The 21,115-nt window shown below is 70.2% G+C and carries 23 protein-coding genes and 1 pseudogene; 2 read left to right on the plus strand and 22 right to left on the minus strand.

Features of this window, described 5'->3' with window-relative positions; translation table 11 throughout:
- The 13 genes and pseudogenes from IEX31_RS17115 to IEX31_RS17175 form a co-directional block, all read right to left on the minus strand.
- A pseudogene (locus tag IEX31_RS17115) lies at positions 1 to 261 on the minus strand (type III polyketide synthase); the annotation flags it as partial.
- Between the two features lie 112 nt (positions 262 to 373).
- Positions 374 to 2,104 (minus strand): SulP family inorganic anion transporter, encoded by a 1,731-nt coding sequence (locus tag IEX31_RS17120; RefSeq protein WP_188744611.1) that lies wholly within the window; start codon positions 2,102 to 2,104, stop codon positions 374 to 376.
- Entirely contained in the window at positions 2,101 to 3,258 is a 1,158-nt protein-coding gene (locus IEX31_RS17125; protein WP_188744612.1) for an AI-2E family transporter, read from the minus strand. Before IEX31_RS17125 ends, IEX31_RS17120 begins: the two co-directional genes overlap by 4 nt.
- A gap of 34 nt (positions 3,259 to 3,292) precedes the next feature.
- Positions 3,293 to 5,167, minus strand: a complete 1,875-nt coding sequence (locus tag IEX31_RS17130) for an alkyl/aryl-sulfatase (RefSeq protein ID WP_188744613.1) — start codon at positions 5,165 to 5,167, stop codon at positions 3,293 to 3,295.
- Positions 5,168 to 5,223: 56 nt separating this feature from the next.
- A complete protein-coding gene (locus tag IEX31_RS17135) occupies positions 5,224 to 5,895 on the minus strand; it encodes a GAP family protein (RefSeq protein WP_188744614.1) in 672 nt (223 codons plus the stop codon).
- Positions 5,876 to 7,567 (minus strand): SulP family inorganic anion transporter, encoded by a 1,692-nt coding sequence (locus tag IEX31_RS17140; RefSeq protein WP_229662459.1) that lies wholly within the window; start codon positions 7,565 to 7,567, stop codon positions 5,876 to 5,878. Before IEX31_RS17140 ends, IEX31_RS17135 begins: the two co-directional genes overlap by 20 nt.
- An 83-nt stretch (positions 7,568 to 7,650) precedes the next feature.
- Positions 7,651 to 8,280 carry a hypothetical protein gene (locus IEX31_RS17145; RefSeq protein WP_188744615.1) on the minus strand — a complete coding sequence of 210 codons (630 nt, stop codon included), beginning with the start codon at positions 8,278 to 8,280 and terminating at the stop codon, positions 7,651 to 7,653.
- Positions 8,277 to 8,576 (minus strand): SHOCT domain-containing protein, encoded by a 300-nt coding sequence (locus IEX31_RS17150; RefSeq protein ID WP_229662460.1) that lies wholly within the window; start codon positions 8,574 to 8,576, stop codon positions 8,277 to 8,279. The genes IEX31_RS17145 and IEX31_RS17150 overlap by 4 nt, the downstream gene beginning before the upstream one ends.
- Before the next feature lie 8 nt (positions 8,577 to 8,584).
- A complete protein-coding gene (locus tag IEX31_RS17155; protein WP_188744616.1) occupies positions 8,585 to 8,746 on the minus strand; it encodes a hypothetical protein in 162 nt (53 codons plus the stop codon).
- 180 nt (positions 8,747 to 8,926) lie between these two features.
- Complete coding sequence (locus IEX31_RS17160) at positions 8,927 to 9,265, minus strand: SHOCT domain-containing protein (RefSeq protein ID WP_188744617.1); 339 nt, start codon at positions 9,263 to 9,265, stop codon at positions 8,927 to 8,929.
- Positions 9,266 to 9,279: 14 nt separating this feature from the next.
- Entirely contained in the window at positions 9,280 to 9,708 is a 429-nt protein-coding gene (locus IEX31_RS17165) for a DUF6325 family protein (protein WP_188744618.1), read from the minus strand.
- Positions 9,709 to 9,795: 87 nt separating this feature from the next.
- Positions 9,796 to 10,455, minus strand: a complete 660-nt coding sequence (locus tag IEX31_RS17170) for a GAP family protein (protein WP_229662461.1) — start codon at positions 10,453 to 10,455, stop codon at positions 9,796 to 9,798.
- 115 nt (positions 10,456 to 10,570) lie between these two features.
- On the minus strand, positions 10,571 to 11,875 hold the full coding sequence (locus tag IEX31_RS17175; RefSeq protein WP_188744620.1) for an ion channel protein: 1,305 nt from the start codon (positions 11,873 to 11,875) through the stop codon (positions 10,571 to 10,573).
- Positions 11,876 to 12,047: 172 nt separating this feature from the next.
- Between IEX31_RS17175 and IEX31_RS17180 the strand changes: the two genes are divergently transcribed.
- A complete protein-coding gene (locus IEX31_RS17180; RefSeq protein ID WP_188744621.1) occupies positions 12,048 to 12,458 on the plus strand; it encodes an SHOCT domain-containing protein in 411 nt (136 codons plus the stop codon).
- A 52-nt stretch (positions 12,459 to 12,510) separates the two neighbouring features.
- On the opposite strand, the gene IEX31_RS17185 is transcribed toward IEX31_RS17180, so the two are convergent.
- From IEX31_RS17185 to IEX31_RS17195, 3 genes are all read right to left on the minus strand, one after another.
- Positions 12,511 to 13,005 (minus strand): DUF2017 family protein, encoded by a 495-nt coding sequence (locus tag IEX31_RS17185; protein ID WP_188744622.1) that lies wholly within the window; start codon positions 13,003 to 13,005, stop codon positions 12,511 to 12,513.
- The gene (gene clpS / locus IEX31_RS17190; RefSeq protein WP_229662462.1) at positions 13,002 to 13,292 is read right to left on the minus strand and encodes an ATP-dependent Clp protease adapter ClpS; all 291 of its coding nucleotides are present in this window, start codon (positions 13,290 to 13,292) and stop codon (positions 13,002 to 13,004) included. Before clpS ends, IEX31_RS17185 begins: the two co-directional genes overlap by 4 nt.
- 70 nt (positions 13,293 to 13,362) lie before the next feature.
- Entirely contained in the window at positions 13,363 to 14,490 is a 1,128-nt protein-coding gene (locus IEX31_RS17195) for a class I SAM-dependent methyltransferase (RefSeq protein WP_188744623.1), read from the minus strand.
- Positions 14,491 to 14,560: 70 nt separating this feature from the next.
- Between IEX31_RS17195 and IEX31_RS17200 the strand changes: the two genes are divergently transcribed.
- On the plus strand, positions 14,561 to 15,262 hold the full coding sequence (locus tag IEX31_RS17200; RefSeq protein WP_188744624.1) for a hypothetical protein: 702 nt from the start codon (positions 14,561 to 14,563) through the stop codon (positions 15,260 to 15,262).
- A 7-nt stretch (positions 15,263 to 15,269) separates the two neighbouring features.
- Here the strand turns inward: IEX31_RS17200 and IEX31_RS17205 are convergent, their stop codons facing one another.
- From IEX31_RS17205 to IEX31_RS17230, 6 genes are all read right to left on the minus strand, one after another.
- Entirely contained in the window at positions 15,270 to 15,686 is a 417-nt protein-coding gene (locus IEX31_RS17205) for a heat shock protein transcriptional repressor HspR (protein WP_188744625.1), read from the minus strand.
- 4 nt (positions 15,687 to 15,690) lie between these two features.
- Positions 15,691 to 16,680, minus strand: coding sequence for a DnaJ C-terminal domain-containing protein (locus tag IEX31_RS17210; RefSeq protein WP_188744626.1), 990 nt, complete (start codon positions 16,678 to 16,680; stop codon positions 15,691 to 15,693).
- Positions 16,681 to 16,787: 107 nt separating this feature from the next.
- Positions 16,788 to 17,450: a nucleotide exchange factor GrpE gene (locus tag IEX31_RS17215; RefSeq protein WP_188744627.1), complete on the minus strand. Its 663-nt coding sequence runs from the start codon at positions 17,448 to 17,450 to the stop codon at positions 16,788 to 16,790.
- A gap of 3 nt (positions 17,451 to 17,453) precedes the next feature.
- Positions 17,454 to 19,346: a molecular chaperone DnaK gene (dnaK, locus tag IEX31_RS17220; RefSeq protein WP_188744628.1), complete on the minus strand. Its 1,893-nt coding sequence runs from the start codon at positions 19,344 to 19,346 to the stop codon at positions 17,454 to 17,456.
- Positions 19,347 to 19,579: 233 nt separating this feature from the next.
- Positions 19,580 to 20,248 (minus strand): SDR family NAD(P)-dependent oxidoreductase, encoded by a 669-nt coding sequence (locus IEX31_RS17225; protein ID WP_229662463.1) that lies wholly within the window; start codon positions 20,246 to 20,248, stop codon positions 19,580 to 19,582.
- A gap of 57 nt (positions 20,249 to 20,305) precedes the next feature.
- Positions 20,306 to 20,986 (minus strand): NADPH-dependent F420 reductase, encoded by a 681-nt coding sequence (locus IEX31_RS17230; RefSeq protein WP_188744630.1) that lies wholly within the window; start codon positions 20,984 to 20,986, stop codon positions 20,306 to 20,308.
- Positions 20,987 to 21,115: the final 129 nt, after the last annotated feature.

A 21,115-nucleotide genomic window follows, 5' to 3' on the forward strand; every position in this document is an offset into this window, starting at 1 on the left:
CGCCTTGGTGCCGGGCCGCAGCAGCTCGCCGCTTTCGATGTCGAAGAACACCGGTTCGTCGGGATGCGCGTCGCGGCTGAGCTCTTCGAGCACGGTGTGCCGGGTCTCGATGCCCGAGACGTTGAAGCTCGTCGCAACGATGCGTTGCGCGAGCCGGTTGAGTCCCGGTTGCGCGGCGAACACGTCGCGCACCTCGGGCTGCACGAGCACCGTGGGCGGCACGGCGGTCGAGACGGCGCGGAGCGACACCCCGGCGCTCACGCCGTGCTCCTCGTAGTGATCGGTCGGAACTGCGGCATGGCGACCCCCCTCCTCGGCAGACTAACCGTCGGCACCCGGTCGATCCAGCGTTCCGAGCGGATGGTCGGCACGTTCATGCACGATGGGACGCGACCCACTCCAGCGCGTCCTGGTGCGCGGCCCGAAGCGTCTCGCCGAGCCACGCCGTGCCGTGGTACACGCCGTCCTCGCCGACGACCTCCGTCACGCCGCCGTGGCGAAGCTGCGCGACCACCTCGTCGCTGCTGACGACGAGCCGCAGCGCGGACCCGTGCTGCCGGAGGTCGTCGGCATAGCGCCGCAGCACCTCGACGAGCGAGATGCCGAGCTGGTCGACCCCGCGGAGCCGGAGGATCACGACCGAACCGCGGGAGGTCTCCGCGACGGCCGGAAGGCGCGACTCGAAGACCGGTGCGCTCGCGAAGAAGAGGCTGCCGTAGGGCTGGAGAACGACGACCTCGCCGGCGGGCACCGTGGGAACGGGATCAGTCTCCTGCATCCGGCCCTCGGCCTCGATGACGACCCGGCGCACGCGGATCCGATTGGATTGCTGGACGACGAACAGGATGATGCCGAGCCCCACGCCGACCAGCACGGCGAACTGGAGCGGCACGAGCAGCGTGAGGACGAACGTCACCACCATGACCGTGGTCTGCAGCACGCCGGTCTTGGTGACCGAGACCACCCTCGCCGGCTTGATCGACCCGATGCCGACCACGATGAGAAGCGCCGCGAGCGACGGCATCGCGACGAACGCCACCGCCCCCGAGGCGAACAGGATCACGGCCGCCATCACGCCGCTCGCGAAGACGAGCGCGAGACGGGTCCGCGCTCCGGCCGCCGTGATCAGCGCCGACGCCGACATCGACCCGCCCACCGGCATCCCGCGGAACAGCCCTGCGACGACGTTGCCGACGCCCTGACCGACGAAATCGCGGGAGGCGTCGGCGGGGCGGCCGTCGAGATTCGGCACGCCAGCGGACACGGCAGCGCCCTGGATGAGGCCGACGAACGCGAGCGACAGGGCCGGCAGGGCGAGGAACCAGAGGTCGTCGAGGCTCGGCAGCGCGGGCGCGGGCAGCCCGGTGGGCACGTCGGCGATGTCGGCGACGGTGGCGACCGGGAACCCGAGCCAGGCCGTGCTCGCCCAGGCGAGGAACGAGCCGGCGGCGACGGCCGCCACGAGGCCGAACGAGGCGAGCCGCGTCCTGGTCAGGACGACGATGAGGGCGAGCGTCGCGACGCCGACCACGGTCGTGGCGAGGTCGATCCGCGTGATGTTGAAGACGAGGTCGAGCGCACGCGTCACCCGGTTGGCTGCCTGGCTCTCGTAGCCCGTGAGGTTCGACAGCTGCCCGAGGACGATGTTCACGCCCACCGCCGTGACGAACCCGGTCATGACGGCGGTCGGGACGAAACGCAGCATCCGCCCGGCGCGGAGCAGTCCGGCGACGATCATCACGACGCCCGTGAGCATCGCGAGGGTGAAGAGCGCGCGGTCGGGGTCGGGCCGGGAGCCGAGGTCGGTGTCGGCGACCACGAGCGCCATCGCCCCGGTCGCCTGGACCGCCATGAACGAGCTGCTCGTGAAGAACGCGGCACCGAGCATGCCGAAGAGGTACGCGTACAGGCCGGCGATGGGATTGACTCCGGCGAGCAGGCCGCTCGCGAGCCCGTCTGGCACGCTCTCGATGCCGAGCACCACGCCCGCGACGGCGTCCTTGCCGAGCGTCTCCCGGCGGAGGAGGCGTCGTAGGCGCGCACCACCCGGCACCCGATCCCGACGGGTCCCCGGTCGCTCCGGGCGAGGCTCAGGCTCGGTCATCCGCCGCGCCCTTCGGGAGTGCGGCCGGCCGGTTCGGAGGCCTGCATCGACGGCCCGGACGCCGGTTCCGGATCCTCGGCCGCGCGTTCCGGCTGCCGCCCGCCCCGTGGGCCGGTCAGCGCCGCATTGCCCGAGAGCCACCGCAGCCATCTCTGCCCGTCCCCGAGCAGCGCCTCGCGCGCGGTGAGCGTCAACGGGATCGAGAGGATGGCGCCGAGCGGGCCGATCACGAAGGTCCAGAACACGACCGAGAAGAAGCTCAGCGTGAGCGAGAGGTCGACGGCGTCGCTGACGAACTTCGGCTGCACGAGCACCTGCAGGACGACGTTCACCACCGAGTAGATGGCGATGACCGCGAGCAGCAGCGGCACGCCGCCGACGACGAACGCCAGCACCGTGGGCGGCACGAGCCCGAGCACGAACCCGATGTTCGGGATGAAGTTCGTGACGAACGCGAGGATCGCCCACACCGCCGGGACCGGGATCCCGAGCGCCCAGAGCGCGAGGCCGTCGATGATCGCGACGACCGCGCCGAACGACGCGTTCACGACGTAGTAGCGCCGGATCGACGAGTTCAGCGCGCGCACTCGGCCGAGGCGCGGCCGGATCCCCGGGCCGAACTCGAGCTCGGCGCGCCGGTACCGTGCCGCGTCGGCGGCCATGAAGATCACGTACGCGAGCACGAAGAAGGCCGCGGTGAGGAACCCGAGCAGCCACCCGCCGAGCCCCTCCGCAAGGTCGAGCAGTGCCGACGGGTCGAGCGCGGACGCGGTCGCGTCGGCGAGCTGCTCGCCGAGGCCGACCGACTTGAGCCAGGCGGTGACGGATGCCCCTGCCGCCTGCAGCTCGTCGACGACGTCGACCACGAGGTCGGCGAACTCGACGCCCGCGAACACGAGCAGCGCCGCGAGCATGCCGAGGATCAGGTACGCGACCGCGATGACCACCGTCGTCGCGGCCCAGCGCGGCCAGCCGCGGCGTTCGAGCGGATACCGTACCGGGTGCACGATGACCACCAACACCACGGCGAGCGCGAGCGGCGCGACGAGTTCGCGACCGAACCAGAGGGCGACGAGGACGAGCAGCGTCGCGATGACCGTCACAGCTCCGGGCACGCTCGTTCCGCCGGGGACGGGAAGCGCCGTTCCGCTCATGGAGCCCACCATACGGGCGCCTCCCCTCCCGACGTCACGGAAGGACGATGTCGAAGGACGGATCACCCTTCTGGAGCGCCGACAGCAGCTGCTCGAGAACTCCGGCATCGCCGTCGATGCTCACGCCCTCGCTCCCGTGGTCGCCACCGACGAGTGCCAGCAGGCGCGGCTTGGCGAGCGTGAGCGTCGCCTGCGCACTGCCGGGATCGGCCGACTTCTCGACGTAGACGAACACGCCGTTCCTGAGCGTCACGCGGAAGTTCCGGTCGAGGTCGCTGAACGCGAGGTCGAACGCGAGGTCGAGGTCCCATGCGCTGGGGCCGTCCACCGAGATCGCGATCGAGTCGAGCAGCTGCTCGGGCGTGAGCTGGGCGAGGATCTCGGGTGCGGCCGTCGTCGTCGGCGTGCCGAAGTTCTCGCCGCGCAGCTCGGTGGCGCCCGAGAGGTAGAAGTTCCGCCAGGTGCCGTTCTCCGACCCGTAGGCGAGCTGCTCGAGCGCGTCCGCGTACAGCGCACGAGCCGCTGCGTGGTCACGGTCGGCGAACACCGCGTGGTCGAGCAACGTGGCCGCCCAACGGAAGTCGCCCGCGTCGTAGGCTGCCTGTGCGAGCTCCACCACGCGGTCGACACCGCCGATCGCAGCGACGTACCGCTCGGCGAGCGGCTGCGGCGGGTGCGGCCAGAGCCGGGCGGGGTTGCCGTCGAACCAGCCCATGTACCGCTGGTAGATCGCCTTCACGTTGTGGCTGACCGCGCCGTAGTAGCCGCGCGCGTGCCAGGCGTTCTCGAGCGCCGGAGGCAACTGGATCTCCTCGGCGATCTCGGCGCCGGTCAGGCCCTGGTTCAGCATGCGCAGCGTCTGGTCGTGCAGGTAGGCGTAGAGGTCGCGCTGGAGTCCCAGGAACTCGCGGATCTCGTCGCCGCCCCACGTCGGCCAGTGATGCGAGGCGAAGACGACGTCGGCGCGGTCGCCGAACCGCTCGATCGCCTCGGTGAGGTACTTCGACCAGACGTGCGGGTCGCGCACGAGCGCGCCGCGCAGCGTCAGCAGGTTGTGCAGGTTGTGGGTCGCGTTCTCGGCCATGCACAACGCACGGCGCTGCGGGAACAGGAAGTGCATCTCGGCCGGGGCCTCGGTTCCGGGCGCCATCTGGAACTCGATCTCGACGCCGTCGATCACGTGCGTCTCGCCGGTCGTCCGGATCTCGAGCGTGGGCACGAGAATGCCGGGCGTCCCCGTCGACGTCGACTGGCCGAGACCCGCACCGACGGCGCCCCTCGGGCCGCGCTCGAGCGCAGCGCCGTACATGTAGCCCGCGCGACGCGCCATGGCCGTGCCCGCGTAGACGTTCTCGGCGACCGCCTCGCCGACGAATCCCACCGGTGCGATGACCTGCACGCCGCCGGCGTGCACCTCCTCATGGCTCACGATGCCGAGTACGCCGCCGAAGTGGTCGATGTGGCTGTGGGTGGAGATCACCGCCACGACCGGCCGGTCGCCGCGGTGTGCGCGGTAGAGGCCGAGCGCCGCCGCGGCAGTCTCCTTCGAGATGAGCGGGTCGATGACGATCACTCCCGTGTCGCCCTCGACGAAGCTGATGTTGGACAGGTCGAGCCCGCGCACCTGGTAGATGCCCTCGACCACCTCGTACAGGCCCTGCTTCGACACGAGCGTCGACTGTCGCCAGAGGCTCGGGTTCACGGTGTCCGGCGCGTCGCCGGTGATGAAGGCGAACTCGTTCGCATCCCACGCCTCGGCGCCATCGTCGCGGTGCACGACGCCGGGCTCGAACGCCGCGATGAACCCGCGGTCGGTCGCCCCGAGGTCGCGGGTGTCGTCGAACGGCAGCGATGCCGCGAGTTCGCGCTGCTGCGCTCGGATCGCCTCGGTCGCTTCGTTCTGCTTCATGTGTTCCTCTCCATTCCCCAGATGGGACTCTCCGGCGCCGAGGTGCGGCGCCGAGGTCAGAAGTTGCCGATCCCCTTGCCGATCAGCACGGCGCCGATCACGAGCAGGAGCACGGCCATGACGGTCGCGTTGTTGTGGACGAGCCAGGCGCGCAGTCGCTCGAGCGGTGCGGCCATGCGGTCGGATGCCACGAGGTACGCGATCACGGGCAGGGCGACGGATGCCGCGGCGATGACCGTGAACACGAGCAGCACGACCACTATCGCGCCCGGATCCAGTCCGGCGGAGCCGACCGCGACGCCGGCGGCGGCACCGAGGAGCAGGTTCTTCGGATTCACCGCGGCGAGCAGGAAGCCCAGCCCGAGTGCGCGGCCGGCGGTCATCGTGTCGATGCCCGCCATCCACTTCGGAAGCGGCGGCTCGACCCCTGGTGCCGGGCGCGACCGCCACTGGCGGAGGGCGAGGAACAGCAGACCCGCCCCGAGTACCAGCTGGATGACGGCGGTGACCGGGTTCGCGGCATCCTCGTCGCTCTCGGGCAGCACCGACGAGAGCAGCGTGAACGCGGTCGCCGCGACCGCGATACCGAGCACCCACCCGCCGAGGAACCCGACGCTCGTGCTCCGCGCCTTCGGCGAGAGCAGCATCAGGATGGCGGCGATGATCGGGATCGGGCTGATCGCGATCCCCACTGCGAGTGGCAGGATGTCACCGATGGCCGCGCCCATGGGCGTCCTCCTCGTCGTCGTGCGCGGCGGATGCCGCGTGGTCCGCGGCGGCGAGCGCCGCCCGGTTGGTTGGGTGGATCTCGACCCCGTCGAGCAACCCGAACTTCTCGCACCGGCGACGTGCGCCCGGTCGCATGCGGCTCATCGCGAGCGTCACGTCGCGATCGCGCAGCCATGAGCGCAGCGACTCGAACGCCTCGGCGCCCGTGACGTCGAGGTCGGTGATCGCCTCGCAGTCGAGCACCACGTGGTGCACGGGTTCGACGGCATCGGTGACCGCGCGCTTGACCGCCGCGTCGAACGACGCGGCGTTGGCGAAGAACAGCGGCGCCGCGAGCCGGACCACGACCACGGCGGGCGCGGTGACGCTCCCGGCGGGCGCCGGGTCGAGCAGCGAGTCCGTCGGCTCGCCGTCCGAGGCCAGCACGTCGAGGGCAGGCCGGGCCGCGCGGCTCGCGAGATTGACCAGCGCGAGCACGAACGCGACGAGGATGCCCGGGATGGCCCCGATGAACAGGGTCGTGAGGAAACACGCCGCGCCGACGGCGAACTCGAAGCGGTCGAGCCGCCAGAGCACGGCGAACTCGCGGATGCCGAGCAGCGGGATGATCGCGACCGCGACGACGGCCCCGATGGCCGGCGACGGGATGTCGGCGAGCAGCGCGGTGCCGAAGATGAGCAGCAGCAGCGTTCCCGCGGCCGCGACGAGCGCGGGCAACTGCGTGCGCGCCCCCGCCTGGTCCATGGCCGCGGTGCGCGACGTGGACGCCCCGACCGCGAATCCGCCGCTCGCGCCCGCCGCGATGTTTCCGAGGCCGAAAGCGAACAGGTCGCGGTTCGGCTCGTCCCGGTATCCGCGGCGCTCGGCGTAGGACCGCGCGACGAGCAGCCCTTCGGCCATGGTCACCATGGTCAGGGCGAGGGCCGATGGCACGAGCGCCAGCCAGGTCGTCCACTCGAGCATCGGCCAAGTGAGCGTCGGCGGCCCCGCGGGCACCTCGCCGAGCACGTCCACGCCGGCCTCCTCGAGATCCGCGACGACCACGAGGACGGTCGCGAGCACGAGCACGACGAGCGCCCACGGCACCGCCCGCGCGACCCGGCGTCCGACCAGGAGGATCGCCACGGCGCCGGCCGCGATCGCGACCGACCACGCGTCGACGTCGGCCAGGCTCGTGACGAGCCCCACGAGCTTGCCCACGAACTCTTCGCCCGAGTCGATCGAGACGCCGAGCATCTTCGCGACCTGACTGACCAGGATGTCGAGCGCGAGGCCGCCGACGAAGCCGACGAGGATCGGCTTGGACAGGAAGCTCGCGAGGAAGCCGAGCTTGAAGACCGACGCGAACAGGAACATCGCGCCGCTGAGGATCGCCTGTGCGAGCGCCATCGTCGCGTAGTCGCCGGCCCCGGCCGCGGCGAGCCCGACGAGGGAGGACGCGACGAGCGCGGCCGCCGCGGCATCCGGCGACGCGACGAGCTGTCGCGACGAGACCGTCAGCGCGTAGACGATCGCCGGGATCACGAGCGCGTACAGCCCGGCGGTCGGCGGGAGCCCTGCGATCTGCGCGTAGCCGATGTTCAGCGGCACGGCGATCGCCAGCAGGGTCACCCCGGCCCCGAGTTCGCGCACGACGTTCCGCCGATCGAGCCCTTCCAGCGGTCGTCCCACGGCATCCCCCGATCTGACCATACTCACCGAGCGACGCGGCAGGAAGTCTCCGCTCGAAGTCGGGATCGTCGTCGACCGCCTCGTCAGATCCGGATCGGGAAGGTCGTCAGGATGACCACTCCAACCACCGCCACGACGATCGCGAGGCCGAGCAGCGTGCGCCCCACCCAAGGCACGAGCTCGCGCTGCGACATCGCCGTGAGGAAGAGCACGAGCGCGAACAGCACGGTCAGCAACGAGTAGTTGTCGCCTCGCTGGTTGTCCTCGAGCGCTTGGGTGAACTTCTCGTCGGCGAGCGCGTTCAGCTCGACCGCTTCGACGCTGCCCTCGGGGACGTACTCCTCCCGCGCGAACGGGGCGTGCTCGACCATGCCGTCCTCGACCCAGGCGTCGTAGGCGACACGGAACTCGGGCGTGAACCGCTCCCGGATGTAGTCGGCGAGCTCTTCGTTCCCCTCGCCGACCGCCTGGAGGAACGACGCATAGATCGTCAGGTCGAACGAGCGCGCGGACCGCGCCTCGCCGTCGGCGTTCGCCGCCTGGATGCGCGCGCTCGACGCTTGGCTGAACGCGATCGACATCTCCCCGCTCCACTTCGAGGCCTCGAAGCCGCACCATGCCGTCAGGACGGCAACGACAGAGAGCAGGAACACGCCGAGAATGTCGGTCACCCGGTGCCAGCGCCCGCGTTCGCGGGTCTCCGCCTCAGTCATCCCGTCGGGTCAGCCCAGCGCTTCGCCTTCGCCGCGGCGAACTCGGCGTCGTCGAGGATGGCCTGCTCTTTCAGGGCGGCCAGCTTCTGCAGCTCGGCGACGACGTCACCGCCGGCGGCGGGTGCTGCGGGCGCCGCCTGCTGCGCCTGGTACTGCTCGGCCCCGCACGGCTGTCGCCCCCGCGCGTTCTGACGCCGTGCGACGTCGCCGCTGACCGCGGTCGCGGTGCCGGCGATGACCGCGGTGCGCGTGGCCATCCCTATGAGGCCGGGACGGCCCATCGTCCTGATCGGCATGACTTCCCCTACTCCTCGCTCGCAGACGCGAGCACCTCGTTGCCCACGGCCGCGCCCACGTAGAGCTTGGTCGCCGCTTCGGCGTAGATCTCGTTGCGCGCCTTCGTGCCCGGCAGAAGCAGCTCGCCGCTCTCGAAGTCGAAGAAGACGGGCACCTCGGGGTTGCGCATCCCGACTGAGCCCTTCGAGCACCGTGTGGCGCTTGTCGATGCCCGACGCGTTGAACGAGGTCGCCACGATGCGCTGGGCGAGCCGGTTCAGCCCGGGCTGCGCGGCGAAGACGTCGCGCACCTCGGACTGCACCAGCAGCGTCGACGGGACGGCCGTCGAGATCGCCCGGAGCGCGGCCGTCACCCGAGCAGCTTCGCCTTCGCCGCAGCGAACTCGTCGTCGCTCAGGATGCCCTGGTCGTGGAGTGCGCCGAGCTTCTGCAGCTCGGCGACGATGTCGGTGCCGGCAGCCGCGGGTGCGGGTGCCGCGGCTGCCTGCGCCGCCTGCTGCTGCGCGACTGCGTTCGCCGCCGCGGCATCCATCGCCGCCTGCTGCTGCTGCGCCTCGTATTGCTGCGCCTCGTACTGCTGATTCGCCTTCGCGTCCTGGTGCGAGCGCACCCCGCCCGCGACGGCCGTGGCAGTGCCGGCGACCACGGCCGTGCGTGCGGCCATGCCGATGAGTCCCGGTCGTCCCATTCTCCTGAGCATGATTACTCCCCTTCGGCTTCAGCAAGCACGGCGTTGACGACCGGCGCGGGAATGCGCTCGGTCCGCAGGACCACGCCGCCCGAGGCGGCGAACTTCGACGCGAGGCGCTTGGCCCACTGCAGCTCGATCGCGAGGAGGGCGCCGGAGGTGCCGGCCGGGAGGCCCTGCGCAAGCTCCTGCGCGTCTTCGTCGGCGACGAGGCCGGCGACCTCGAGCTCGATGGTGCCGAAGCCGTATTCTTCGCTCACGTCCTCCCAATCGGTGAACGACACAGTGCCGTCTTCGTCGCGGGAGATCACGAGCAGGTCGATCAGCCTGATCTCACCGCCCTCGATGAGCTCTGCGATCGCCTCGAGCGTGCCGTCGTCGGGCCGGTCGCCCTCGAACCCCACGAGGTACAGCTCGACAGGCCCGTACTCGAAACCCGCCATGATTCCCCCTTCAGCCGGTGTGATTGCAGACTATCCGCGCGCCCCCGGCGACGCCAGAGCCGGAACGGAACTCGGGGGACTCGGCACTCAGAAGTTCGCGATGCCCTTGCCGATCACGACGACGCCGATCACGAGCAGCAGCAGCGCCATGACGGTCGCGTTGTTCTGCACGAGCCACGTGCGCAGCGCCTCGAGCGGCGCGGCCATGCGCTTGGACGCGAGCAGGTAGGCGATCACCGGAATGGCCACGGTGCTTGCGGCGATGAGGGTGAATACCACGATCACGATCGCGACCTCGCCGCCGCTGAGCCCGGCCGCGCCGATGATCAGGCCTGCGCCCACCGCCATCAGCAGGTTCTTCGGGTTCACCGCCGAGAGGAGGAAGCCGATCACGAGGCCACGGCCGGCGGTCATCGTGTCGATGGCCGACATCCACTTCGGCAGCGCGGCGGTCTCGCCGGACTTCGGGCGGCTGCGCCACTGCCGCACCACGAGGAAGAGCAGGGCGGCGCCGAGGAGGAGCTTGATCGTTCCGGTGATCGGCTTCGAGACATCCGGGTCCTGCTCGGGGATGACCGAGGCGAGCAGCGTGAACAGCGTGACGGCGATGACGATGCCGAGCACCCAGCCGATGAGGAACCCGACACTCGTGCCCTTCGCCTTCGGAGAGAGCAGCATCAGGATCGCGGCGATGATCGGCACGGGGCTGATCGCGACGCCGAGTGCGAGCGGGAGGATGTCTCCCATGGCGGATCCCATGAGGTGTCCCCTTCTTGCGGCGCGAGCCGCGTTCGGTCAGGTGGTGCGATCGGCGAGAGCGGCGATCGCTGCACGTGGCCGCGCCGTCCTGAAGGTCGCGAGACTAGTGGGCGGCCGTGCCGTCGGAAATGCCTGTCGGCACAGGTGCGGGCGCCGGCGGCACGATGCGGAACTCGGGTGCCCACGACACGAGCAGCCACGCGGGCAGGATGATGACGCACAGCATGGGCAGCAACGTGATGTCACCGGGGATCGCGACACCGATGAAGATCGCGAGCCACCCGTCACGGCCGATGACGAGCACGACGCCCAGGATGCCGCACGCCACCGCGAGGCCGAGCGGAAGGCCCGGGATCAGCACGTGCCCGAGCATCCCGAGGGCGACGCCGATGAACGTCGCCGGGAAGATTCGGCCGCCCCGGAAGAGCGCACTCGCCGCCACCAGCAATGCCAGAAGCTTGATGCCGGCGATCAACGCCAGCTGCCCGCCGTCGTATGCGCCCGGGTCCTCCAGCAGGTCGCCGATCTGCGCCAATCCCTTGAACATCGTGATCGGCCCGCCGATGAGGCCGAGGATGCCCAGCAGGAAGCCGCCGACGAGCGGGATGATGATCGGATGCCGCAGCGCATGCAGGCCACGCCAGAGGACCGGGAACGCGACGAGCGCTGCGAGCGAGATCGCGACCGCACCGCACGCGACGAGCGAACCTGTGAGCAGGTCGATGGCCTGCGGGCTTCCATACGGCGGCAGGTCGAAGTCGAGTGACGGGGACCCGAGCAGGTGCATCGTGATCGCGCCCGATCCCGCTGCGGCGATGGGAAGGAACAGCCTGTCCCACAGCGATCCGCCCCCCTTCGCCGCAGCGACGATGCCCGTGAACAGCAGCGCCGCGGCCACCGGCGTGCCGAACAGTGCGCCAACGGTCGCCGAGCCGGCGATGAGCAGCGAGATCTGCCGAGGAACCTGCGGAAGCAGGCGGGTGAGCAGCGCCACCGCGATCGCGCCGTTGATCGCGATGATCGGGTTTTCGGGGCCGAGGCTCACGCCGCCCGCGAGGCTGAAGATCGTCACGAGCGCCAGGCCCGGCAGCACGCGCAGCGGCAGCGGCGGTCCGATCAGCTCGGTCGTCGCGGAGTCCGGCCCGCCGTGCCCCGGCATGAACCGCAACCCGAGGCCGACGGCGAGACCGGTGAGGGTGAGGATCAGCACGATCCACCATCCGTTGGGGTCGACTCCGAGCGCATCGGGCGCGGTCTTCCAGAGCACGCCGCCCAGCAGGTCGGCCAGCTGCTCGAGGCTCCACAGCAGCAGGGCCGCGAACACGCCGACGATGATCGCGGGGATGGCGAGCACCAGCAGCTGTCGTGGCGACGCACCACCCTCAGTCGGCGTCCGAGCAAGGCTCATCGTGGGCTCCTCCCAGCGGTCGCTGCACGTAGGCTCGCGTGCATCCCGCCAAACGACCCTCCCCAGACCGAGCGTAGACCCCGGCACCTCTGGACGTGCGGACACGCCACGCGGTAGGTTGCCCACAACGGCGCTCACTGGGGGGCGCTCAGAGAGAGATCGGAAGCTGGACATGAACTTCTGGAACAATTTCGGTGATGTGATCTGGTGGTTCTTGTGGATCTTCGCGTTCACCGCCTACCTCTTCGCCCTGTTCGCGATCATCGGCGACCTGTTCCGTGATCAAAAGCTGAACGGCTGGTGGAAGGCGGTGTGGATCCTCTTCCTGATCTTCGTGCCGTTCCTGACCGCCCTCGTGTACCTCATCGCGCGCGGCGGCGGCATGGCCGAAAGGTCGCAGCGTGAGGCGAAGCAGTACCAGGCGGCCACCGACGAGTACATCCGGCAGACGGCGGGCACCGCAGCGAGCCCGGCCGACGAGATCGCCAAGGCCAAGGCGCTGCTCGACGCCGGCACCATCAGCCAGGGGGAGTACGACCTCCTGAAGTCGAAGGCGCTCGCGCACCCGACGCAGAACGTCTAGCGAACGACGGCGATGGGGTCGGATGCCGCGGCATCCGACCCCGTTCGCATGCTCAGGAGTCGGTCGGGTCGAGCACCTCGAGCATGGAGCCCTGCACGAACCCCGCCCACTCGTAGGCGGCGCGCAGGTAGTCGTCGCGTGTCTCGGATGCCGCGTCGTCGCCCTCCTCGATGATGCCGACGCGCTCGGCGAGGATGAGTCTGAGGTCGGTCAGGAACGTCAGCCACCCCCATGCCTCCGACTGGTCGAGCTCGATCTGCACGACGGCGTCGCCGCCGTCGTCCACCGCGGTCGCGTCGCGCACGCGCTGTGCGGCCTGGCGCTTGCCGTCGACGAGACTGTCGCGGGTGTACCGCGAGAACTCCCGCGATGAGGTCGCGTCATCGGGGTAGGCGTTCGGGAGCAGCCGCCCGAGCGCGGGGTCGTCGGCCTCGCCGAGCAGGAGCACCGAGTCGACCTGGTCGGCGAGCTCGGAGAGCAGCATCGCCTCCTCGGCCTCGAGCACGAGGCGCACGCCCTCGCCTCCGCTGCGCCCGGCGACGATCACGGCTCGCCCCTCGACACCGTGGCCTGCAGGCCGTAGCCGTGCATGGCCTCGACGTGCCGTTCCATGGCCTCGCGGTTGCCCGTCGCGACTACCGCGCGCCCCTCGGTGTGCACCTTCAGCATGAGGCGTTCGGCCTCCTCCCGCGGATACCCGAAGTAGCTGCGGAACACGTAGCTCACGTACGTCATGAGGTTCACGGGATCGTCCCACACGATCGTGCGCCACGGCTCCTCCGACGCCACGCGCGTGGTCCTGTCGGTGTCGAGCTGCTCGAGCGTGCTGGTCACCTCTCCAGCCTGACACGACCTCGCGCGTCACGAAACCCGGACGACGCGCCACGCTCGACTCGCGTCGGCCTCACGGCCGCCCCGACGCCGTCACCGTGAACTTCGGATTGCGGGCCACCTGCCGGGTCGGTCCGACCAGTCGCTCGAGCAGCGGCCGGTACCCCAGGTGCGAGTTCCACACGCACCAGAGCTCGCCGCCCGGCGCGAGCACCCGGCCGGCGTCGTCGAATAGGTGCCGGGCGATGCCGGTGTGCAGCGCGGCATCCGAGTGGAACGGCGGATTCAGCACGATGAGCGGCTCGCTCGCGTCGGGCAGCAGTTCGAGTCCGTCGGCCCGCGTCACCTGCACGCGGTCGGCGACCGCGTTCACCTCGGCCGTCGCGCGAGCGGATGCCGCGGCCGCCGCCGACCGGTCGGTCGCCGTCACGCGCATGCTCGGGCGGGCGCCCACGAGCCAGGCGGCCGCCACGCCCGACCCGCACGCGAGGTCGACGGCGGACGCGGCATCCGGCACGGCCCCGCCGAGCTCTCCAAGCAGGAGCCGCGTGCCGATGTCGACGCCGGCGCCGGCGAAGACGCCGCCGTGCGCCACGACCGTGACGCCGAGGTCATCGTGCCGTTCACCGCGCGGCCAGCCCGGAGCGGGCGGCTGCCGCGCGTCGCGGGGATCGCGCGCGGTCAGCACGCGCGACTTCTGCCGTGCGTGCGACACGTCGACCCGCTCGAACCACGCGCCCAGCACGTCGTTCATCGCGAGGGTCATGTGCTTGATGCGCGCGCCCGCGACGATCACGGCGTCGGGCGCGGCGTGTGCCGCGATGAGTCCCACCACCTCGTCGAGCCGGTCGAGCGAGCGCGGCAGGCGCAGCAGCACGAGGCGCGCCCCGCCGAGGAGCTCCACGCCGAGCGGCAGCGAGCGCACCTCGGCCGCGTGACCCGTGCGCTCGGCGTTCTGCGCGAGGGCGCGCTCGCCCGTGATGAGGTCCTGGTGCACCCGGATGCCGCGAGCCCCCGCCGCCGCCGCACCGAGTGCGAGCGCCCCGTACGCGTCGTCGACGACGACGAGTCCGCCGGGCCCGACATCGCCGATGAGCGTCGCAGCCTCGTCGAGGATCAGGCGGTCCGCGGCATCCGACGCCTCGAGTCCCGGGCCCTCGACATCGGGATGCCGGCGCAGCGCGCCGAGGTCGAACTGCATCCTCCAAGGCTATGCGGCACGGCCGGATACGGGTGCGGCGCGCAGGTGCGTTTGCTACCCTCGGCCGCGGATGCGGAACACGACGCGGCGCCGGCAGCACGGGCACGCGGCCGGGCATGCGGTCGCGGCATCCGTCGCTCCTGCCCGCGCGGCGCGGCGTCTGGCACCCCTCGCGGCCGCGCTCGCCGTGCTCTCGCTCGGCCTGACCCTCGCGCTCGCGCCGCAGCCGGTCGGGCTCACCGCTTCGTCGGCTGCGGGCGAGACCCACGCCGGCGACACGCAGACGCTGAGCGTCGCCCCAGATGTCGCAGCCCCCGCCGTCTCGCAGGAGTCGTACACGGCGACCACCGGGGCCCAGACGCTCATCGCGTCGGGCACGAACGCCGACTGGGCGAAGCTCGTGCTCATCTACGGCGACTGGCCGCTGACTGACGAGAACGTCACCGTGATGCTGCAGTGGATGCGCGAGGAGAACGGTCCCGACAACTGGTGGAACCGCAACAACCCGCTGAACAACGGCCACGGGTCGGGCGGCGGCTCCGGGCTCGGTAGCTACGACAGCCTCGACACGGCGGCCCGGTACGCGGCCGACAACCTGCTGAAGCGCTCGTTCTACGCCGCCATCGTGGCCGCGCTCGAAGACGGTACCTCGGCGCACGCGGTGGCCCAGGCGATCTGGGCGTCACCCTGGGCGTCGAGCCACTACGGCAACGGTGCGGACTGGACGACATCGCCCGTGCCGATCATCGAGGCCCCGGCGTCGGCCTGGTAGGTGCCCGCTACTCGCGCTCGAGCGGCCGCCACACCACGACGGCGTTCTCGCGGCGCACACGCGTGCCCGCCCGCAGCGAGACCACCTCGCCCTCGGAACCCGCGGCGAAGACACGTCGACCGGGCCGGTTGAGCATCTCGTCGGCGAGCGCCGCTTCGAGCTCGCGCACGCGCCGGCGGAGCATCGAGACCTCGTCCTCGAGGCCGAGCACGCGACGGATGCCCTCGAGGCTCACGCCCTCGCTCGACAGCTGGGCGATCTCGCGTAGCTGCACGACGTCGCGCATCGAGTAGCGGCGCGACTTGCCCGCCGTGCGGGTCGGTGACACCAGACCCAGACGGTCGTACTGCCGAAGGGTCTGCGGGTGCATGCCCGCGAGTCCGGCGGCCACCGAGATGACGAACAGGGGGCTCGTCTCGTTCACGGCGTCAGCCCTTCGCGCGGGTGATGAGGTCGTCGCGCGGGTTCTCGTCCGGCAGTTCGGAGATGAACGCCCTGAGCTTCTCCGCGGCGTCCTTCGACAGGTGCGACGGCACCGCGACCTGCACGACCGCGAGCAGGTCGCCCGTGCCCTTCGACGTCTCGACGCCGCGACCCTTGACGCGCAGCACCCGGCCGCTCGGCGTGCCGGGCGCGACCTTGAGCTTCACTGGGTCGCCGCCGAGCGTGGGCACCTGGATGGTCGCGCCGAGCGCGGCCTCGGCGAACGTCACGGGCACCGTGACGCGCAGGTTCAGGCCGTCGCGCTCGAAGACCGGGTGCTTGCGTACGTTGACGGTGAGGATCAGGTCGCCGGCCTCGCCGCCGTCGGGTGACGGATGTCCCTTGCCGCGGAGCTTGATCTTCTGCCCGTCGGCGACCCCCGCCGGAATGCGCACGGTGATGGGCCGGCCGTCGGCCGTCTGCAGCGTGATCTGGTCGCCCTTGGTGGCGGTGATGAAGTCGAGCGTCGTCGACGCCGCGACATCCCGCCCTCGCGTCGGACCGCCGAAGCCGCGATAGCCGCCGCTCGGCTGGCCGAACCGGCCGCCCCCGAACAGTCCTCCGAGCAGGTCGTCGTAGTCGCCGCCCTGCTGGTACGTGTACCGCGTGCGACCGCCCGGGCCGCCGAACATCGTGCCGAAGACGTCCTCGAATCCGCCCGCGCCGCCGGCACCGCCCGGCGCCGTGAATCGGGCGCCGGAGCCCATCGCGCGGATCGCGTCGTACTCCTTGCGCTCCTCGGCGTCGGAGAGCACCGAGTGCGCCTCGCTGATCTCCTTGAACTTCGCCTCGGCGGCGGCGTCGCCGGGGTTCTGGTCGGGGTGGAACTTGCGCGCGAGCTTGCGGTACGCCTTCTTGATGTCGGCGTTGCTCGCGTCCTTGGAGACGCCGAGCACCTGGTAGAAGTCCTTGTCGAACCAATCCTGACTGGCCATCGGCACCTCCTCCCTCGTTCAACATCATTCCAGTGTTTCCGTTCCCACCTGCCGTGCCCATTGCATAGGGCACGTCGGGTGGGAACGGAAACATCCACCGGATGCCGCTACTGCGGCGTCGTGACGACGACCTTGGCGGGGCGCAGCAGCGTTCCGCCGAGCGTGTAGCCCGTCTCCACGACGTCGGCCACGGTGTCGGTCTCGACCTCATCGGAGTGCTGCTGGAAGATCGCCTCGTGCTGCTGCGGGTCGAACGGCTCGCCGACCTCTCCGAACGGCTGGAGGCCGAGCTTCGCCGTCGCCACCCGCAACTTCGCCGCGATCGTGGCGAACGGCGCGTCGCCCTCGAGGTCGCCGTGCTTCTCGGCCCGATCGAGGTCGTCGAGCACCGGCAGCAGGAGCGACACGACCGCGCCGACCGCGCGCTCGCGCTCGACCTCGCGGTTCGCCTCGGTCCGCTTGCGGTAGTTCGCGTATTCGGCGGTGACCCGCTTGAGGTCTGCGAGGTGCTCGTCGCTCGGCTCCTGCACCTCGGCCTGGGCCGCGTTCAGGATGTCCTCGACCGTGAGCTCGCGCTCGTCCTCGGCTTCGGGCGCCTCCGCGTCGCCGTCAGTGGAGTCGGATGCCGCAGCAGCGTCGGCCGCGGCATCCGTCACCTCGGCGGCACCCTCGGCATCGGCCGGCGGCTGACGAACCTCCCCGGTCTCCGGGTCGATGCGCCGCTTGTCGCGGATCACCGGCTCTTCGTGGTTCTGGTTCTCATCGGACATCGATTACCTCGCCTGCCCTGAGCTCGTCGAAGGGTCCTCGTCGTCGATGACCTCGGCGTCGACCACATCCTCGTCGGAGGTCTCGCCGCCCGCGGCGCCCGACGCGGTCGCGTCCTCACCGGGGTTGGCCGTGGCATCCGCCTGCTGGCCCTGCGCGTAGATCGCCTCGCCGAGCTTGGTCTGCGACTGCGAGAGCTTCTCGAACGCGCTCTTCACGGCGTCGTCGTCATCGCCCGCGAGCGCCGACTTCAGCGCGTCGACGTCGCCCTGCACCTCGGACTTGACGTCGGCGGGGAGCTTCTCGTCGTTGTCCTTGATGAGCTTCTCGACCTGGTAGGCCAGCTGCTCGGCGGAGTTGCGGGTCTCGGCCGATTCGCGGCGCTTCTTGTCTTCGGCCGCGTGCTCCTCGGCATCGCGCACCATGCGCTCCACGTCCTCCTTGGGGAGGGCCGAGCCGCCCGAGATCGTCATCGACTGCTCCTTGCCGGTGCCCTTGTCCTTGGCGCCGACGTGCACGATGCCGTTGGCATCGATGTCGAAGGTGACCTCGATCTGCGGGATGCCCCGGGGCGCCGGCGCGATGCCGGTGAGCTCGAACGTGCCGAGCGGCTTGTTGTCGCGCGTGAACTCGCGCTCACCCTGGAAGACCTGGATGGCGACCGACGGCTGGCTGTCGTCGGCGGTCGTGAAGGTCTCGCTGCGCTTGGTGGGGATGGCCGTGTTGCGCTCGATGAGCTTCGTCATGATGCCGCCCTTGGTCTCGATGCCGAGGCTGAGGGGGGTGACATCGATGAGCAGCACGTCCTTGCGCTCGCCCTTGAGGACGCCCGCCTGGAGGGCGGCGCCCACGGCGACGACCTCGTCGGGGTTCACGCCCTTGTTGGGCTCCTTGCCGCCGGTCTCCTGCTTCACGAGCTCGGAGACCGCAGGCATTCGCGTCGAACCGCCGACGAGCACGACGTGCGCGATGTCCGACACCTTGATGCCGGCCTCGCGGATGACGTCGTCGAACGGCTTCTTGGTGCGGTCGAGCAGGTCGCTCGTCATGTTCTCGAACTGGGCGCGCGTGAGCGTCTCGTCGAGGTTGGCGGGGCCGTTCTCGGTGAGCGAGAGGTAGGGCAGCTGGATGCTGGTCGACATGCCAGAGCTCAGCTCCTTCTTCGCCTGCTCGGCGGCCTCCTTGAGGCGCTGGAGGGCGATCTTGTCCTTCGAGACGTCGACGCCCGTCGAGTCCTTGAAGCGCTTGATCAGCCACTCGACGACGCGCTGGTCCCAGTCGTCGCCGCCGAGGCGGTTGTCACCGGCCGTGGCGCGCACCTGGATGGTCGAGAAGTCCTCGTCCTTGCCCACCTCGAGGAGGGACACGTCGAACGTGCCGCCACCGAGGTCGAAGACGAGGATGAGCTCATCCTCCTTGCCCTTGTCGAGGCCGTAGGCGAGCGCGGCCGCAGTCGGCTCGTTGATGATGCGCAGCACGTTGAGGCCCGCGATCTCACCAGCCTCCTTCGTGGCCTGGCGCTCGGCGTCGTTGAAGTACGCCGGCACGGTGATCACCGCGTCGGTGACGGTGTCGCCCAGGTACTGCTCGGCGTCGCGCTTCAGCTTCTGCAGGATGCGCGCCGAGATCTCCTGCGGCGTGTACTGCTTGCCGTCGATCTCCCGCTTCCAGTCGGTGCCCATGTGGCGCTTGACCGACGCGATGGTGCGGTCGACGTTCGTGACGGCCTGGCGCTTCGCGGTCTCGCCGACGAGCACCTCGCCCTCCTTGGTGAACGCGACCACCGACGGAGTCGTGCGGAAGCCCTCCGCGTTGGCGATGACGACGGGCTCGCCGCCCTCGAGGACCGAGACGACCGAGTTGGTCGTGCCGAGGTCGATTCCTACTGCACGTGACATGTGTGTTCTCCTTCTGCCAGGAGCGAGCGAGCGGATGCCGCGCACACTCCATCGGCGGTCGGTTCGGCCGTCCTGGCCCGCAACCGAAGTCTGTTCCACCGGGACTTGAGTCCCGACGGCTCAAGTGTTTCAGCGCCGTCTTGAGGTGTCAAGTTGACGCCGCAAGACTTGAGCGTACTTGACTCAACTCACAGCATATGCCCAGTATTCCTGCGGCTGCGCAGGCGTGGCGGTCAGCGCTGGGCGGCCGAGAGCCCGACCAGATCGCTGCTGACCTGCCACAGACGGGAAGCCGCCGCCGCGTCGGTTCGGGTGACGCCCGGGTGCAGCACGGTTGCGGTCACTCCGCTGCCCTCGAGGCGACGGGCGAGCTCGTACGTGAACATCACGTTGGCCAGCTTCGACTGGTTGTAGGCCCGTTGCCCCGAGTAGCTGCGCGTGTCCTGCAGGTCATCGAAATCGATGCGGCCCATGGACTGGGCACCGGACGAGACCGTGACCACTCGCGCGGGTGCGCTGGCTTCGAGTCGCTCCAGCAGCAGGTTGGTGAGCAGGAACGACGCAAGGTGGTTGAGCGCGAAGGTGTGTTCCAAGCCGTCCGCCGTGACGTGCCGGTGCGCCCAGAACCCGCCCACGTTGTTGACCAGCACGTCGAGGCGGGGGTATGCGTCGAGCACTTCCGCCGCGAGGCGGCGTACCTCGGCCTGAGAGGACATGTCGGCGGTGAACACGTCGACCGCTGGATTGCCCGACTTCACGCGGATGTCGGCCGCGGCGGCCTCGGCGCGGGTGGCGTCGCGGCCGACGATGCCGACTCGGGCGCCCAGTCGGGCGAGCCCTTCGGCGGTGGCCTTGCCGATCCCGCCAGTGCCACCGGTGACGAGGACGGTCTTTGCGGTCATCGAGGATTCTGTGTTGTCAGCCATTGCTCTCTCCAGTCTGGTACGTCTCGACGCAGCTCAGCGGACGATCTTGAACTGGAACATCGGGACGCCGAGAGCACCCCACAGACGAATCCAGATGGGGAGGACGGTCTCGGCGCCGCGGGCCGTGCTGAGGTCGCCGAGGTCGATGACGTCGGTGTGGCCGAAGGTTTGCAGCAACTCGGTCACGACCTGCTTCGCGTCGGCGTCGTTGCCGGAGACGAAGACCGTGTGGTCGCCGTCGGCGAGCCGGCGGGGGTCGGCCATGAGGGAGGCGTTCATGGTGTTCAGCGACTTGACCACCTTGGCCTCGGGGAAGGCGGCCTGGATCTGCTCGGCCAGGGAGTCGGTGTTGCTGACGGACAGGCTGGGCGGGAACCCCTTCGAGTAGTCAAGGGGGTTGGCGATGTCGAGGAGCACCTTGCCGGCCAGGTTCTCACGGCCGGCCGCCTCCAGTGCCGCGATCGACGCGTTCCCCGAGGTCGCGTTCACCACCAGCTCGGCGTCGACGGCTGCGTGCGCGAACGTGGCCGGCGTCACCTGCGGGTGGGCGTGCGCCCATTCGGCGAAGGGCGGGTTGCCCATCGCGTCGGGCTCGGTGCGCGCCATGGTCGCCTCGACATCGCGGGTGCCGACGGTCACCTCATCGCCCAGTTCCGCAAGCCTGGCCGCGAGGGTCCGGCCGACGATCCCGGTGCCCAGTACTGCAACCTTCATCGTGAAAGCTCCTTGAAATCTCGAAAGTGGGTATCCATTTCGCTGACGTGATGTCGGGGGTCCCGCCTAGCGTGAGGTCGTGATTGAGAGTCCTGCCGCGGGAGTGCACTATCCGGAGTCGTTGCCTCA

Origin of the sequence: Agromyces bauzanensis (assembly GCF_014645655.1) — a bacterium.
Lineage (GTDB): Bacteria > Actinomycetota > Actinomycetes > Actinomycetales > Microbacteriaceae > Agromyces > Agromyces bauzanensis.